Below are 15,245 nucleotides of genomic sequence, written 5' to 3'. Positions count from 1 at the left end.
TGGCCTTTGGATAAGATATAACGAGTTCAGGACTCTGTTAGAGAGCTTTCCGAGCTTTGCTCTTGTTGCTGCTGTTCTTCGTTTTCCATTTTAGCGCGTTCTGCTTTTGAAATATAACGAGGCTTGTTACTTTTATGCAGCTTAGCATTCATTTTCTTCTGCTTGGCTTTTAATATTTGATTAATTTTTTTCTTACGGTTCATGATTGATTCCTTTGTGACGAACGGAAGGATAGTCACTTTTGTGATCATTTACAACATAAGTGCTTCAACTGCTGGGTTGGAAGCGGTGATGATAAGGTGAACCCCGTTTTTGGCGTTAGCAATGACGGTGGAAAGTTGGAAAAACTCTCTGAAATATAACGAGAGCTTAGCGCTCTTTTGACTTTTGGTTCTCTTGCGACTCTAGGGATAGTGTGACTTAGGGTCTGTTGACTTTTCGAATACAGTTTTATTTCGAAAGAGAAACAGACCCCAGAAAGTTTGCAGTTTAAGGCTTTGTTTACAGGCCCGTCGCCATTGGACGTTTTGAGCGAGCAGCTGCAAGCAACATATAGAGACACGTTGCGAGTAAAGCCGTAAATAAATACCCTAACAAACCGTGTATTTTATCCATAAATTGGTCAGCGACTACAGGCCCTACGACTGAGCCAATGCTGTAGCTAAACAGCATGACTTGGGTTGCAGAGACGATGTATCGCTCTTCTAAGCCTTCACAACCTAGGTTAATAGCAATCGGGTATAGGGCAAAGATCGCCATTCCAATCAAGAACAAAGCGACGGCTAAGACTGCTGTTGAGCTTGAGATGAATGTCAGCCCGATTGAAAAAATACCCAATATACAGAAAAAAGCCATGAGTACGGTTCTTCCCATGTATTTATTCAGTGTTGCTACCATTGGCTGAACCAGCATTCCGCCTAAGATAACCAAAGCCATTAAGGTTCCAATATCTTGATGATTAATATTACGGTTTGCTAATTCCACTGGCATCATGCCATAAATAGACCCTAGTGTTAGCCCTGATATGATACAGCCAATAATAGCGGCATGGCTTAGCTTCATGATTTGTTTAAGTGATAACGCCGTTGACTCGTGGCTTTTTGGTTGTTCAGAGTCGATAAACAGCAACACTAATATAGCGATCATGATGAGCGTTGTGATTGCAACAAATGGCACTCCTCCGCTGACACCTAATACGCCAATACCAAGCTGGCCAAGAGCTGAGCCACCATAAAGAGAGAGCATGTAAAAACTGAGTCGTTTTGCTCGAGTGGCTTCTTCTCCTGACATCAGCCAAGACTCAACAATGACGAAGACCCCCGCAACTGCGATACCTGCGATAAAACGGGCAATGAGCCAAACGCTAGGATTCGGAAGCAAGGGCATAATCATAACGGTGCAAGAAAATGCGACTAGGCAGCCAACAAAGGCTTGTCTGTGACCGAGTAGGCGAACAACTCGTTCAAAAAAAACAGCACCCACCAAAAGTCCGCCATAAAAAACACTGGCCAACCAACTCGCGTAATCGACAGAGATGTGGTATTCGCCCAACATCAGAGGGATTAAGCTCATTAAATAACCAGATGCTACTGCATAAAGAGACAGTGCAATAACCGGAACTGTAACTTTTGGAGATACTGGGGTGTTGACGATGTTGTCCAATGTTTTACGCCTAAAAAATTGATTAATAAAAGAGTGATCAGGCGCGCATAATAGGTGATTTAATCGTCAAGTAAACTGATAAATTTCTGTCGTGTCGACAAAAAATATTTATCGAAGTTTAGAGAATTTGATGGGGTAAAAAAAGCCAGCCTAACAAGTAGGCCAGCTGCTAGTATTATTTATTAAGTGCTTGATTTAGCCACTGTTCAAACTGAGTCTTAGGCAGTGCACCATTGATGGTGTCAAGGCGCTGACCACCTTTAAATACCATGACCGTAGGAATACTTCTAATGCCAAATTGAGCGGCAAGTTGCTGCTGAGCTTCGGTATCTACCTTGACAAAGCGTAACTTGCCATTTTTTTCATTTGCCACATCACTGAAAACTGGGGAAAACCCAACACAAGGGTTGCACCACGGTGCCCAAAAATCGACAACGACAGGAAGGTCACTTTCTAGTAGGGCAGAGAAATTCTCAATCGTTCCTTCTATTGGTGCTCCATCAAACAAAGCTTGCTGGCATTTTCCACAATTTGCGGACTCTGACACTCGTTCATTAGGAACACGGTTTAAACTGCCACAAGAAGGGCAGCGAGTTTTAAATGATGACATGATGTTTTCCTTTGTTTCTATCTTTGTGTATTTGCAGAAAATTAGGCGATCATGAAAGAAGCTTTAATTGAACATACATTGATTGCCGGACATCATCTAGAGTCGGATTAATGTAAGTGGACTTAATTTCAACCTCGCATAATTATACTTGTTGCATATACTTATTTTCATCCTGCTGCCTACGAGTAGGCTAGGCAGAGTAAGATCTTTACAGCTTCTAGGGAAATCCCCAAGAAATCAACATTAAATGGTGCTTGGATGACAAATTTTTATGCTGAAATTACAGGCTGGGGGAAATGTATCCCACCAGCGACATTATCTAATGAAGAACTGAGTACGTTTATCGACACATCAGATGAATGGATAAAGACTCGAACAGGGATTGAAAGTCGACGAATCAGCCATGTTAATACCTCTGATCTTGCAACCGTCGCCGCCCAGCATGCAATAGCACGGGCTGGTCTTGAAGTCTCTGATATCGATATTATCATTGTTGCGACTTGCTCGCCTGATACCTTGATTCCAAACATTGCCTCTAAGGTTCAACAGAATTTAGGAATTCGCTCCGCAGCTTCCTTTGATTTAAATGCGGCATGCACGGGTTTTATCTATGGGTTAGAAACAGCAACCAGGTTAATTCAAGCAGGTAATTACCATCATGCGGTTGTCATTGGAGCAGAACGACTGTCGTTCTATATTGATTGGTCGTTAAGAGACTCTGCCGTTCTCTTTGCGGATGGAGCTGGGGCGGTCGTGCTCAGCCGCACAGAACAGCCGCTAGGGCTGATGCAGTCTAAAGTCGGGTGTGATGCCAATGGGCGCGATATTTTATCGGTGCCAAAATTTGGTTCAGCGATGGATCGTTTCTGTCCAGATAACGCATTTTGGCATTTCGATTTTGTCGGTCAGGAGATTTTCAAACGCGCAGTAAAAGGGATGGGACTGGCTGCAAAAAATGTCTTAAAAAATGCTGAGCTAACAACCGATGATATTGACCTTGTTATCCCTCATCAGGCCAATATTCGAATCATTCAAACTTTGTGTGAATTAACGGGTATAGATGAAGAGAAAGCGTTTATCAATATTCATAAATATGGCAATACTTCTGCAGCAACGGTGCCCATCGCTTTGTGTGAAGCCTTAGAAGAAGGTAGGGTAAAACCGGGAGGAAACCTTCTACTGGCCGCATTTGGAGCGGGTCTCACTTGGGGTGCAGCTTTACTTAAGTGGGGTGACAGGGTAACGCCGGTTGCTGAGAGCGAGGCGCAATTGCCTGAATGTCACCAAAGTGCAGCAGAATTAATTCAAGAATCGGTTACGCGTTGTCTTGATAATGCGCGGAAGAAGCATCTTTAAGCGACAATAGTTTAAGAATGTTGAGAAGTTATACCTCTCTTTTTTGAGAGAGGTATAACGAGCTAGTCACTTATACCCAAGTGACTTCAAGATGCTTGATTCAGAGCGAGGTCACTGAGTCGAATTCAAGGAAGACAACGAAGCGGAATAGCAGGCTCTTTCTTATTTTGTAAGAAAAACGGTTGCCTGACGCAAGAAGTCGGCTCAGTGACACGCTCCCAAAGGGCGAGTGTCCTTAACTCTCAGACTTTGTTAACGATTCTCAATGTAGAGCCACTATATCTTCGAATCGTTTCCGCGCCTGAGAGCTAAGGTCATCTCGCTGAACACAGTATCTTGAGGTTACTTGGGTATATACCCAAGCATCTTAAAATTACTTGGGTACAAAAGAGTACTTGGGCGTAAAAACGTTCTGGCTATACGGGTTATTTCCTTGCAAGTTTATGGTGCGCTCGGGAAAAATGGTCGGCACAAAATGCACCCACGATGGAAAGTTCACCAGCTAAACATAAAGCAGCAGCGACTTCAGCGAGGGCTTTGGCTTTACCATTACCATGCAGCCCTAGAATATCCAAACATGCTTTTTGAGTGGGTAGTCCCGTACCACCGCCAACGGTTCCAACCATAATATTGGGTAACGTCACAGAAGCATACAAGTTACCTTCCGCGTTGACGTCCATTCGTGTGATGCCCACAGCAGACTCCGCGACACAGGCAGCGTCTTGTCCGCATGCTATGTAAAGGGCGGTTAATGCGTTCGCATAGTGAGCATTGATGCCAATTGAACCGCTTAAAAGACCTCCAACCATGGTCATTTTACCGAACTTGACCATACTTTCAGGGGTAGTATGTAGGTACTTTTGCACTAACTCTGTAGGGATGGTGATTTCAGCTGAAACTTTTTTACCACGGACAGAGCGTAATGTGTGGCTATTGGCTTTTTTGTCACCGGATAAATTACCATCCAAGAAGGCTTCGATGGGGGTAACAGGACTATGATTGAGGATGTAATGGAAGACATTATGCGTTGCAATTGTAACCATGTTTTGTCCGGAAGCATCACCAGTGACATATTCAAACACTAAGTAGACGTGATTACCTTCGATGTGGACATTAATGTCTTTCAGCTTTCCGTGCGTAGTAGTGGACTCAGCTTCTTTACGGAAAATGTCATATTGTGTTACTACCCAGCTGACAAATTGAGCGGCTTCTGCAAGAGATTGAAATGCAAATACAGGAGTACGGCTTACCCCTTCACTAATGACGAGTGTGCTTGCTCCTCCTGCCGCTGTGATTAAATTTGCACCTCTATTGTATGAAGCAACCAAAGCAGCTTCGGTGGTGGCTAATGGCACCAAATAGTCGGTATTGGCATAAAGCCCATTAACACGAAGTGGACCTGCAACGCCGACTGGTAAATTGACTGTACCAATAAAGTGTTCAATATTATGCGAATATTGCTCAAAATGGGACCGAGTGAAATCATCCAATAATAGTGTTTTATCGGTGTATGATTCCAAAACTTTCCAACGTCGTTCGATATTTTTTTCGGTTAAGCTCGGACTTAAACAAAGCTTTACATTGGGTTTGTGGAACTTCGGTTCTAATGCCGATTGGATTTTTTCGCTGGTTTCAATTTCAGTCAGATCTGTGCGGTGCATTGCGCTGTTTAAATGAAGTTTCGGCATAGACAGGTTTCGTGGTTCGTTTTCTTTGGAATTGTAGTGATACCTGAAACAATTACAATCCCCACTTGATTTTTTGTAACAAGATATCGTGTTCGCTCGGAATCAAGCCTTTCGAGGTTGCTTGGATATTATCGTTAAAATATTTCTACTTTTACTATCTTGTCTTGCCTAAGTTGCTTAGGTTTTAAATTACTTAGGTTTCTAAATATATGGGTTATTGAGCTATTGGATCTGCGTTGAAATAGGGCAGTGATCGCTGAGCGTGTAATCCAGAACATCTTGACTCTTGAAAGGTGTTTGGATGCTGGCAGAGGCCGCCACGCCATTGCTGACAATAATATGGTCAATCAAAGAGCGGAACTGATGAGTTTTATTGGGTTTCTTCTTCGAGCGTACTTTACACTTAGCTGGCGTATTTTTTGTCATCAATTTGGCACTATTGCCGCGTGATATTTGCGACCAAAGCCAGTCACCGCGATACGCTAAATTATGATTAAAGTCACCAAGAACGGCGTATTTCTGTTTCTTGGAAGCCCGTTCTTTCATCCACTTTGCCAGAGCTTGGCCTTGCTGCTTAAGGATTTTACAGTCTCGGCTATTTTTATAGGCCCCGCTGCATCCTGCTTTTAAATGAACAGATAGCAGATGGATTTCATTCTTTTTGTTTGGGTTAAGAACGACATAACTGGCAAATCGCAGCTTACTCCTCCCTTTGGTAACAGAAAAATCTGGCTCATCAATGACATCTAAACCTTTACGGACGGCAAAGCCGGTGTACTGATTAATATCTCTGAACTGTAATGATTGATAACGGCGTTGTGCGCGGTCGGAGAGGTAAATGGTGTAATTGTCTCCTACCACTTTTCGGATTGCAGCTGTGCTGTCCACTTCTTGAAAGGCAAGAACATCTGGTGATAATTGCTGCATATACATACTCAACTTAGTGAAGTCATGCTGGTCTCTTATCACTTTACCTTTTCCACTTGATAACCATTCAAAGTTCCAACTGGTGAATTTTAGAGGTTCGGTAAATGAGAGGTTTTGGGCAATACCTTGACGATTAAACAATAAAACCGTCAGCAATAAACATATTCTTATCATCGTGGATAAACTCGTTTTTGACAGCGTGGCATATTCTTTAATATACCTAAGCACCTTAAGGTCATATAGAACATCCTACTACAATATCTTCAGAGGAAAATGTCTGATGTTGATGTTTTGCGAGCAAAGCTTGTTGAAATTGAACCTGAAAAGTGGTCTGCGTCAATTTTTGAAAAACAAACATTAATTTTTTATAAATTCAGTCGGGTTTGAGTCATGTTTTTGACAGTTTTAGAAATAGGCTCGCACTGTTTTCTTATTGTACGACGACGGCTTTTTATTGATCAAAGTCAAAGTATTTAGATGGCGCTTTTCGTTTAATACGCCACAATATGTTGTGGGTGTGTGTTAAGTTAAGTAGCACATATGCACTAATGGTCGTTCAGATACGGACTCGAACCCGGGGGCATGATATCGAGCTGATGAGGCATTGCGTTGTGCTTTAACCACCCTGACCATGGTCTCTAAAAGGAGATACCGAGTCAGTCACTTTCTCTAAAAAACATAACAGCTGCATACCTGGCCGTGAAACAACAAAGCTGTTAAACGCGTATGTTTATCCAAATTAAGGAACCGATGTGAAACCAATCGTAATCAAACGAGATGGCTCGAGAGCGCCTTTTGAAAGAGCCCGAATTCAAGTTGCTATTGAATCGGCAGCGGAGCAAAAAAGCAAAGAAATCGCCATTTATGCTCTCAATGTTGCTCTTGCCATCGAAGTGAAACTCAGTGATCACGATGAAATTCATATCCATGAGATACAAGATCTTGTTGAAAATGAACTGATGCAAGGTCCACATAAGTCATTGGCACGCTCTTATATCGAATACCGACACGATCGCGATATTGCAAGAGAAAAGCAAAGTTCTCTTACGCGTGAAATCGAGGGACTTATCGAGGAAAGCAACCTTGATCTGATCAACGAAAATGCCAATAAAGATGGTAAAGTCATTCCTACCCAACGGGATTTATTGGCGGGTATTGTTGCGAAACATTACGCTAAAACTCATATTTTGCCACGAGATGTTGTGCTTGCTCATGAATCGGGTGATATCCATTATCATGATCTCGACTACGCGCCTTTTTTTCCGATGTTTAACTGTATGCTTATCGATTTACAAGGCATGCTTACCCATGGTTTCAAAATGGGCAATGCTGAGATTGATACGCCAAAATCGATTTCAACGGCAACGGCCGTTACCGCTCAAATTATTGCGCAGGTGGCGAGTCATATTTACGGTGGGACGACAATCAATAGGATTGATGAAGTCCTAGAACCTTATGTCATCGCGAGCTTCGATAAACATTTAGAGGTAGCAAAAGAGTGGGGCATTACTGAACAACAAGCTTTTGCTAAGGCTCGAACTGAAAAAGAGTGCTACGACGCTTTCCAATCATTGGAATATGAAGTGAATACTTTGCATACAGCAAACGGGCAAACTCCCTTTGTTACCTTTGGTTTTGGCTTGGGTAAAAGCTGGGCATCACGTTTAATTCAGACGTCCATTTTAAACAATCGTATTGCTGGGCTTGGAAAAAACCATAAAACAGCTGTGTTCCCTAAGTTAGTCTTTGCCATTAAAGATGGGTTAAATCATCGTTCTACTGATCCTAATTACGATATCAAACAACTCGCGCTTGAATGTGCTTCAAAAAGAATGTATCCGGATATCCTCAACTATGACAAAGTGGTGGAGATAACCGGTTCATTTAAAACACCAATGGGTTGTCGAAGTTTCTTAGGGGTGTTCCAAGAGAATGGTGAACTTATTCACGAAGGGCGTAATAACTTAGGTGTGGTCAGCTTGAACTTACCGCGAATTGCGCTTCGAGCGGCAGGCAATGAAGCACTTTTTTACGACTTATTAGATACACGCCTTCGCCTCGCTCGTAAAGCGTTAGAAACTCGCATTAGTCGTTTGGAAAATGTTAAAGCCCGTGTCGCGCCTATTTTGTATATGGAAGGGGCGTGTGGTGTACGTTTACAAGCGGATGATGCGATTGCTGACATTTTCAAACATGGCCGTGCGTCTATTTCCCTTGGCTATATCGGAATTCATGAAACCATCCAAGCGCTGTTTGGTAATGACCGTCATGTCTACGATGACCAAATTCTTCGAGAAAGAGCCATTGCTATCATTCAATACATGAAAAAAGCGGTGAATCAATGGACGGATGAAACGGGGTATGGGTTTAGTCTGTATGCAACACCGAGTGAAAACTTATGCAGCCGCTTCTGTCGCATTGATACCAAGGAGTTTGGTGTTATTGAAGGAGTGACGGATAAGGGATATTACACCAACAGTTTCCACCTAGATGTGGAAAAGAAAGTGAACCCTTACGATAAAATTGACTTTGAGATGCCATACCCAGAAATCTCGAGTGGTGGTTTTATCTGCTATGGTGAATTTCCTAATATGCAGCGTAACCTTGAAGCATTGGAAGATGTATGGGATTACAGTTACTCACGTGTGCCATATTATGGAACCAATACACCTATCGATGAATGCTATGAGTGTGGCTTTAACGGCGAGTTCGAGTGTACGAGTAAAGGCTTTACTTGCCCAAATTGTGGTAATCATGATTCCACTAAAGTATCAGTGACACGTCGAGTATGCGGATATTTGGGGAGCCCAGATGCTCGGCCGTTTAACTTTGGCAAGCAAGAAGAAGTGAAAAGGCGAGTGAAACACCTTTAATGGGTATGAATCCGAATGAATTATATGCAATATTACCCACTTGATGTGGTGAATGGCCCTGGTACACGATGTACTTTATTTGTTTCGGGGTGCGAACATCAATGTCGTGGCTGCTACAATCAGTCAAGCCAATCTCTGAGTGCAGGTCAACCGTTTACCCAGCGAGCAGAAGATCAAATCATCGCTGATTTAAAGGACACTCGGATTAAACGACGTGGCCTCTCTTTATCTGGTGGTGATCCCCTTCACCCTGCAAATGTACCGAGTATCCTCAAACTGGTAAAACGCGTTCGAAAAGAATGTCCAGATAAGGATATTTGGCTTTGGACTGGCTATCAACTTGAAGCTCTAAATGAAGCTCAAAGGGCCGTGATTGCTTTGATTGATACTTTGGTTGATGGAAAGTTTGAACAAGATAAAAAAGATTTGGATTTAGAGTGGCGAGGCAGCTCTAATCAGGTGATCTATCGATTTACAGAACGATTCCTTAGGTAATGAGGTAGCCAAGGCTCAATCAGGTAAATGAAGTGAAGGTAATTGTGCTTTTTTGCAATGAGCCCGCTCATAAAAAATGCAATTGACCAACATTTTATACCTTAATCGATGAAATGCGACAAAAAGTCTTTCTGAATTCAACCTGAAAATGATAACGTTAGGTCCACTTCTTGGATTTCAAAGGGTTATGACTTTCATGTTTTCTCATCTTCCAACAACAGCATTAGATCCTATTTTATCTTTATCGGTTGCTTATCGAAACGATCCTCGTCCAGATAAGATCGACCTTGGCATTGGCGTGTACAAAAATAGTTTGGGTGAAACACCAATCATGAAGGCGGTTCAAAGTGCGCAAGATATTGTCATATCAAACCAAAAAACAAAATCTTATGTCGGCTTAGCGGGGTGTGAAGAATTCAACCAATGTATGACGAGCCTACTTTTGCAAGGGACTTCAGCAATGGGGAGGGTGGCGACCGTCCAAACACCAGGCGCAAGTGGGGCGCTACGTATGTTGGCCGACCTAATGAAGCTTGTGCAACCTGATACGACCGTTTGGATCTCTAACCCTAGTTACATTAACCATAAGCCAATAATGGAAGCAGCTGGACTCAACGTTAAGTTGTATCGTTATTTCTCGCCAGAAACAAAAGGTGTCGACACTGCTCAAATGCTGGATGATCTCTCCAAAGCTGGCCCGTCAGATGTCGTGTTGCTTCATGGCTGTTGTCACAATCCTACAGGGGCTGACTTCGACTTCTCTGTTTGGCAAGCCATTACTGAGTTGTCACAGAAAAATGGCTTTATTCCTTTTGTTGATGTGGCTTACCAAGGGTTTGGCGATGGCCTTGAAGAGGATGCGAAAGGCTTACGCTTTATGGCTGATCATGTCGATGAAATGTTGATCACTACCTCTTGTTCTAAAAACTTCGGACTCTATCGTGAACGTACAGGTGCGGCCTTGATTGTGGGCAAGAGTATTCAAGACGTAACGAATGCAAAAAGTAAGCTGCTGACGGTTGTTCGTACTAACTACACCATGCCGCCAGATCATGGTGCTGCACTGGTAAAAACGATTTTACAAGATACGCATTTGACGTCGGTTTGGAAGCAAGAGCTTGATGAAATGCAGCAACGGTTAATAAAATTGCGCCATGCTTTGTGTCAACAACTGCGAACCGAGCACAACTCAGAGCAATTTGATTTTATTGAAAGCCATAAAGGGATGTTCAGTGTCATTGGTTTTAACCATAATCAAATGACCCAATTACAGCAGCAGTTCGGGGTATATGCTGTTGGTGATGGCAGAGTGAACATTGCAGGTTTGACTGAAAAAGCTATCCCTTATGTCGCGAAGGCAATTCATAAAGTTGCTCAAGGTTAGAATACTTTTTTATATCGTAAAATAGCGGCCATTTTATCGATATTTTAAGCCTCTCGATGCACTGAGAGGCTTGCTGGCTCTTCGGCAGATTCTAGTAATTAAATCGAGCTGATAACACCATTTGTGAGCCATATATGGCATTATCCTTGATCTCTGCCCCAATCGACAGCTGTTGAGTTGAATAGAAACGAGCACCAACGTTGTAAATAAGATTCGACTCATCATTATCTATCAATTGACCGAGACGAGCGTGTAGCTCTACATTTTGCATAAACCAGATTCGTGTGCCGATATTGATCTCGGTGCGCCATTTATTGCCGATAATATCATCATTTTCAGACTTGACGTTATGTACTAGCATTTGGCCATAGACATCAGCAAACTGACCAGCAGGTCCATTAAAGCCCACACCAGCAGCCATATCCCAATCATTATCAAATGATGTGTCTACACGGCCAATGAAATGAGTGTTTTGAGTAAAGTAGGTGGATGCTTCGCCTCCAAATGTGCCAGGGCTTGTTCCCATACGAACTTCTAACATGTTGTAGTTAAAATTATTGGCGTATGAAGAGAGTGGTAAAATAGCGCATAAACCAAGGGACAGAACCTTTAGGGCTTTTAACATGGAAATCTCCAGAAGAATCGAATTGAAACCTAGCTTTGACAAGCTATATAACAAAAAAGTAACAGTATATCCAAGTATCTTAAAGTCACTTGGGTATATCATATTCAACAGTTTACGTCATGCGTTCGTTGTATTCAATTCAGCGGTATACCCAAGTAACCCCCAAATGCACTGAATTATATATTTTGAAGCCAACAGTTTATAAACATTTGTCCATTGAAATGCAAATATAACACTCAAGTGCTTGAGTCTAAGTATAAGATAACGATATGATATATAAAGATATATGGTACAGTTGAAGATGATTCATAAAGTAATATTTCTTTTTTGGTTTTATTCAGGAGATTACTTTATTTGAGAATCTTAAAAAGGAATGTATGTATGAAAAGGTGGTTCATACTGGCTTGTTTGACGATATTGCTAGTTTTACAAAATTCGGCTTATGCTGCTGATATTAAAGTTTATGCGGCTTCTTCAATGACTAATGTGATTAATGAAGTCATTCGAGAGTTTAACAAAAAGCACTCAGTTAAGGTCGTACCTATTTATGGCGGCTCATCTTCATTAGCACGACAAATTATAAACGGAGCTCCAGCGGATATTTTTATTTCAGCTAATTCGGTATGGATGGATTTTGTTGTAAAAGATATGAATCTAAAAGGTGACGACGTCACAAATTTGGTAACCAATCAGTTGGTGGTGATCACACCAAGTACTTCCAAGATAAACAAGTTGGAATTATCGAACCTTACGCAATGGCAAATGGCTTTGGATGGAGGGCGATTAGCGATGGGGGATCCCACTTCGGTACCAGCAGGAATTTATGCTAAACAAGCATTAACTGCTTTAAGCCACTGGTCTGATCTTGAGGGTTTTATTGCACCGACAAAAAGCGTTCGCTTAGCACTGGCACTGGTTAGTCGAGGAGAATCGCCTTTAGGGATCGTTTATAAAACGGATGCACAATTAATTGATACCGTAAAAGTGGTCGGGGAATTTAACCAAGGCACTCATGATAAAATCGTGTATCCTGCTGCTATCATAAAGCAGTCCGAGCAGGCGACGTTATTCTTTGATTTTTTACGCTCTGATTCTGCAAAGCATATTTTTAATCAATACGGTTTTCAATAAAAGGCTATTAGAGTGACAGAACTTGAATATCAGGCGTTAACGTTAAGCTTAAAAGTGAGTTTTTATACTATTTTATGGCTGATACCGCTTGGCTTAGGCCTAGCTTGGTTACTTTCACGAACACAGTTTGTCGGTAAATCAATTATAGACAGCTTGGTACACTTACCGCTTGTTTTACCCCCAGTTGTTATTGGCTATCTTTTGCTTATCACTCTTGGTAAAAACGGTTTTCTTGGTCATTGGCTTTACCAACAGTTTGGTTTAGTTTTTAGCTTCAACTGGAAAGGTGCAGTGGTTGCGTGTATGGTCGTTGCCTTACCTCTAATGGTGCGTTCAATACGTCTGAGTTTGGACAGCGTTGACTCAAAGCTGGAGTATGCTGCTGCGACACTTGGGGCATCGCCGATTAAAGTGTTTTTCACTATTACGTTACCGCTTACAATCCCAGGTATTGTCACTGGTACTATGCTTGCTTTTGCCCGAAGCCTTGGAGAATTTGGCGCAACAATCAGCTTTGTTTCAAATATTCCAGGGGAGACACAAACGATACCACTCGCGATGTATAATTTTATCGAGACTCCAGGTGCAGAGATTGAAGCTGCTCGTCTTTGTCTTATCTCTATTGCTCTAGCACTTTCTTCTTTAATGGTCTCCGAATGGTTAAGTCGCAAAGCCATGCGTCGTTTAGGTGAAATAAAATGAGCATTAAAATTCGATTTAAACAGTCCTTCTCCGACGTTGATTTTGATATCGATTTTACCTTACCTCAGCAGGGAATCAGCGCTTTATTCGGCCGTTCAGGAGCTGGAAAAACAACGGTTATTAATGTGATCAGTGGTTTGTTTGCGCCGAGGGAGGGACAAATAAGTATTGGTGAGCATGTCTTATTTGACAGTTCAAGAAACATAAATTTACCCGTTCACAAACGAAACATTGGTTATGTTTTTCAAGATTCTAGGCTATTTCCTCACTACTCAGTGAAAGGCAACCTCCTCTATGGAATGACGAATAAGGATGAACAGTATTTCAAAACTATCGTAGAACTTCTCGCAATTGATCCACTTCTCAATCGTTTCCCTATTTCACTCTCGGGTGGTGAGAAACAACGAGTTGCTATTGCTAGAGCTTTGTTATCGAAGCCTGATTTACTTTTAATGGATGAGCCATTAGCTTCACTGGATTTGCCACGAAAACAAGAGATTTTACCATTTCTGGAAAATCTTTCTCAGACGGTAAATACGCCGATCATTTATGTTTCACACAGCTTGCAGGAAATCGTTCGCCTTTCAAATCATCTATCTATTTTAGATCGTGGCAAAGTTACCATTTCTGGTTCATTAGAAGAGGTATGGAGTTCACAAGAAATGTTGCCATGGCAATCGTTCAGTGAACAGAGCAGCTTTTTTCAAGGTAAGGTAATAGAACAGCACGATACATATACAATGACAAAAGTAGCCGTTGCGCCTAATGTTGAGCTTTGGGTTCAGAGGGTAGAGGCAGAATTGGGTGATTGGGTTCGTTTACAAATACGCTCGAACGATGTCTCTATCTCACTGGAAAAACCAATAGCGACTTCTATCCGAAATGTACTTTTAGGTAAAGTGATTTCAATGCAGGAAGTGAATTGCGCTGGAGGAAGACAAAATGTGACAGTGTCACTGAATCTGGCCCGGTCATGTTGTCTCTACGCTAATCTTACCAAATGGTCTATTGATGACTTGAACTTGCAGGTTAATGATAAGGTATATGTACAAATTAAAGGAGTGGCAATTAGCCCCAAAGACCTACTCGGACCACATTACGATTGATTCTTTAAGTACAAAAAAAACGCCGTACAGAGCCGAACGACGTTTTACGAATTTACTGAGTAGCATAATTCAGTATTGCTCGATTGCTTAGCGAGGTAATCCGTTGGTATACCTTAACCGCATAACGATTACTTAGTAAATACTTCTTTAAACTCACGCTTTAGCAGTGGATCACGGCGTGCTTTCTTCACCTGTTTAACCATATCTTTAACACAGTTATGAAGTACATTGTCAAGTAACTGAGCTCGATAATCTTCTTTATCCTCGTCACTCATATTCTCAGGTAAGTTCAAGGTTGGGAACTCTTCCATAACATTAAGACCAGCGAATGCTTGCCCAACCGAAACTAATGCATGGAATTGCTCGAAGTTGTCTAAAACATTCTGAGCGCTTGCTGGCATGCTATCCCACGACTCGCGTACAGCATCTTCTGACACTTCATGGATGGAGACTACCATTGTAAACATTTCCTCAGGTACTTCATCAAACTCAATGACTTTTCGTAGCTCAGGAGAAATTGTTGCAAGATCAATCTTGGTGTTTTCTTCGTTCATAGTGGCTTCTGACATGATATCGCTCTCATTACAAAAAGCAGGAATATTAATCCCAAAAACATTAAATAGCTACCTTTATACCTAGGCATTTTAAGGTGACTTGTATATCGCTATGGCTTAGCGACCCAATAA

The 15,245-nt window shown here is 41.9% G+C and carries 14 protein-coding genes; 7 read left to right on the top strand and 7 right to left on the bottom strand.

Annotation, left to right across the window (positions count from 1 at the left end; translation table 11 throughout):
• Positions 1-26: 26 nt before the first annotated feature.
• The 3 genes from BS333_RS18085 to trxC form a co-directional block, all read right to left on the bottom strand.
• Positions 27-203: a DUF2986 domain-containing protein gene (locus BS333_RS18085; RefSeq protein WP_021711548.1), complete on the bottom strand. Its 177-nt coding sequence runs from the start codon at positions 201-203 to the stop codon at positions 27-29.
• Positions 204-501: 298 nt separating this feature from the next.
• On the bottom strand, positions 502-1,662 hold the full coding sequence (locus BS333_RS18080) for an MFS transporter (protein WP_021711547.1): 1,161 nt from the start codon (positions 1,660-1,662) through the stop codon (positions 502-504).
• A 175-nt stretch (positions 1,663-1,837) separates the two neighbouring features.
• Positions 1,838-2,272, bottom strand: coding sequence for a thioredoxin TrxC (gene trxC, locus BS333_RS18075; RefSeq protein WP_021711546.1), 435 nt, complete (start codon positions 2,270-2,272; stop codon positions 1,838-1,840).
• Positions 2,273-2,530: 258 nt separating this feature from the next.
• Here trxC and BS333_RS18070 point away from each other — a divergent pair, with 258 nt between their 5' ends.
• Positions 2,531-3,628, top strand: coding sequence for a ketoacyl-ACP synthase III (locus BS333_RS18070; protein WP_021711545.1), 1,098 nt, complete (start codon positions 2,531-2,533; stop codon positions 3,626-3,628).
• A 425-nt stretch (positions 3,629-4,053) separates the two neighbouring features.
• On the opposite strand, the gene BS333_RS18065 is transcribed toward BS333_RS18070, so the two are convergent.
• Complete coding sequence (locus BS333_RS18065) at positions 4,054-5,316, bottom strand: hydroxymethylglutaryl-CoA reductase (protein WP_021711645.1); 1,263 nt, start codon at positions 5,314-5,316, stop codon at positions 4,054-4,056.
• 222 nt (positions 5,317-5,538) lie between these two features.
• Positions 5,539-6,414, bottom strand: coding sequence for an endonuclease/exonuclease/phosphatase family protein (locus BS333_RS18060; protein WP_418369085.1), 876 nt, complete (start codon positions 6,412-6,414; stop codon positions 5,539-5,541).
• A gap of 581 nt (positions 6,415-6,995) precedes the next feature.
• On the opposite strand from BS333_RS18060, the gene nrdD reads away from it, so the two are divergent.
• The 3 genes from nrdD (at position 6,996) to BS333_RS18045 (ending at position 10,995) form a co-directional block, all read left to right on the top strand.
• Entirely contained in the window at positions 6,996-9,116 is a 2,121-nt protein-coding gene (nrdD, locus tag BS333_RS18055) for an anaerobic ribonucleoside-triphosphate reductase (protein WP_021711643.1), read from the top strand.
• 15 nt (positions 9,117-9,131) lie between these two features.
• Positions 9,132-9,611: an anaerobic ribonucleoside-triphosphate reductase-activating protein gene (nrdG, locus tag BS333_RS18050; protein ID WP_021711642.1), complete on the top strand. Its 480-nt coding sequence runs from the start codon at positions 9,132-9,134 to the stop codon at positions 9,609-9,611.
• Positions 9,612-9,807: 196 nt separating this feature from the next.
• Entirely contained in the window at positions 9,808-10,995 is a 1,188-nt protein-coding gene (locus BS333_RS18045; RefSeq protein WP_021711641.1) for an amino acid aminotransferase, read from the top strand.
• Between the two features lie 91 nt (positions 10,996-11,086).
• Here the strand turns inward: BS333_RS18045 and BS333_RS18040 are convergent, their stop codons facing one another.
• Entirely contained in the window at positions 11,087-11,620 is a 534-nt protein-coding gene (locus tag BS333_RS18040) for a hypothetical protein (protein ID WP_021711640.1), read from the bottom strand.
• 381 nt (positions 11,621-12,001) lie between these two features.
• On the opposite strand from BS333_RS18040, the gene modA reads away from it, so the two are divergent.
• Genes modA through modC form a run of 3 tightly spaced genes read left to right on the top strand, consistent with a single transcriptional unit; the run spans position 12,002 to position 14,559 of the window.
• Positions 12,002-12,751 (top strand): molybdate ABC transporter substrate-binding protein, encoded by a 750-nt coding sequence (gene modA / locus BS333_RS18035; RefSeq protein WP_021711639.1) that lies wholly within the window; start codon positions 12,002-12,004, stop codon positions 12,749-12,751.
• Between the two features lie 12 nt (positions 12,752-12,763).
• Complete coding sequence (gene modB, locus BS333_RS18030) at positions 12,764-13,453, top strand: molybdate ABC transporter permease subunit (RefSeq protein ID WP_021711638.1); 690 nt, start codon at positions 12,764-12,766, stop codon at positions 13,451-13,453.
• Positions 13,450-14,559 carry a molybdenum ABC transporter ATP-binding protein ModC gene (modC, locus tag BS333_RS18025; protein WP_021711637.1) on the top strand — a complete coding sequence of 370 codons (1,110 nt, stop codon included), beginning with the start codon at positions 13,450-13,452 and terminating at the stop codon, positions 14,557-14,559. The genes modB and modC overlap by 4 nt, the downstream gene beginning before the upstream one ends.
• A gap of 128 nt (positions 14,560-14,687) precedes the next feature.
• On the opposite strand, the gene BS333_RS18020 is transcribed toward modC, so the two are convergent.
• On the bottom strand, positions 14,688-15,128 hold the full coding sequence (locus BS333_RS18020; RefSeq protein WP_021711636.1) for a DUF3069 domain-containing protein: 441 nt from the start codon (positions 15,126-15,128) through the stop codon (positions 14,688-14,690).
• Positions 15,129-15,245 lie beyond the last annotated feature (117 nt).

It is taken from the genome of Vibrio azureus (assembly GCF_002849855.1).
In the GTDB taxonomy this organism is placed as follows: domain Bacteria; phylum Pseudomonadota; class Gammaproteobacteria; order Enterobacterales; family Vibrionaceae; genus Vibrio; species Vibrio azureus.
The sequence above is the reverse complement of the archived record's forward strand: the minus strand, read 5'-3'. Positions and strand labels throughout refer to the sequence as shown.

Coding starts and splice junctions, on each gene's coding strand:
- BS333_RS18085 (WP_021711548.1), bottom strand. CDS start 203: ATGAACCGTAAGAAAAAAATTAATCAAATATTAAAAGCCAAGCAGAAG.
- trxC (WP_021711546.1), bottom strand. CDS start 2,272: ATGTCATCATTTAAAACTCGCTGCCCTTCTTGTGGCAGTTTAAACCGT.
- BS333_RS18070 (WP_021711545.1), top strand. CDS start 2,531: ATGACAAATTTTTATGCTGAAATTACAGGCTGGGGGAAATGTATCCCA.
- BS333_RS18065 (WP_021711645.1), bottom strand. CDS start 5,316: ATGCCGAAACTTCATTTAAACAGCGCAATGCACCGCACAGATCTGACT.
- nrdG (WP_021711642.1), top strand. CDS start 9,132: ATGAATTATATGCAATATTACCCACTTGATGTGGTGAATGGCCCTGGT.
- BS333_RS18045 (WP_021711641.1), top strand. CDS start 9,808: ATGTTTTCTCATCTTCCAACAACAGCATTAGATCCTATTTTATCTTTA.
- BS333_RS18040 (WP_021711640.1), bottom strand. CDS start 11,620: ATGTTAAAAGCCCTAAAGGTTCTGTCCCTTGGTTTATGCGCTATTTTA.
- modA (WP_021711639.1), top strand. CDS start 12,002: ATGAAAAGGTGGTTCATACTGGCTTGTTTGACGATATTGCTAGTTTTA.
- modC (WP_021711637.1), top strand. CDS start 13,450: ATGAGCATTAAAATTCGATTTAAACAGTCCTTCTCCGACGTTGATTTT.
- BS333_RS18020 (WP_021711636.1), bottom strand. CDS start 15,128: ATGTCAGAAGCCACTATGAACGAAGAAAACACCAAGATTGATCTTGCA.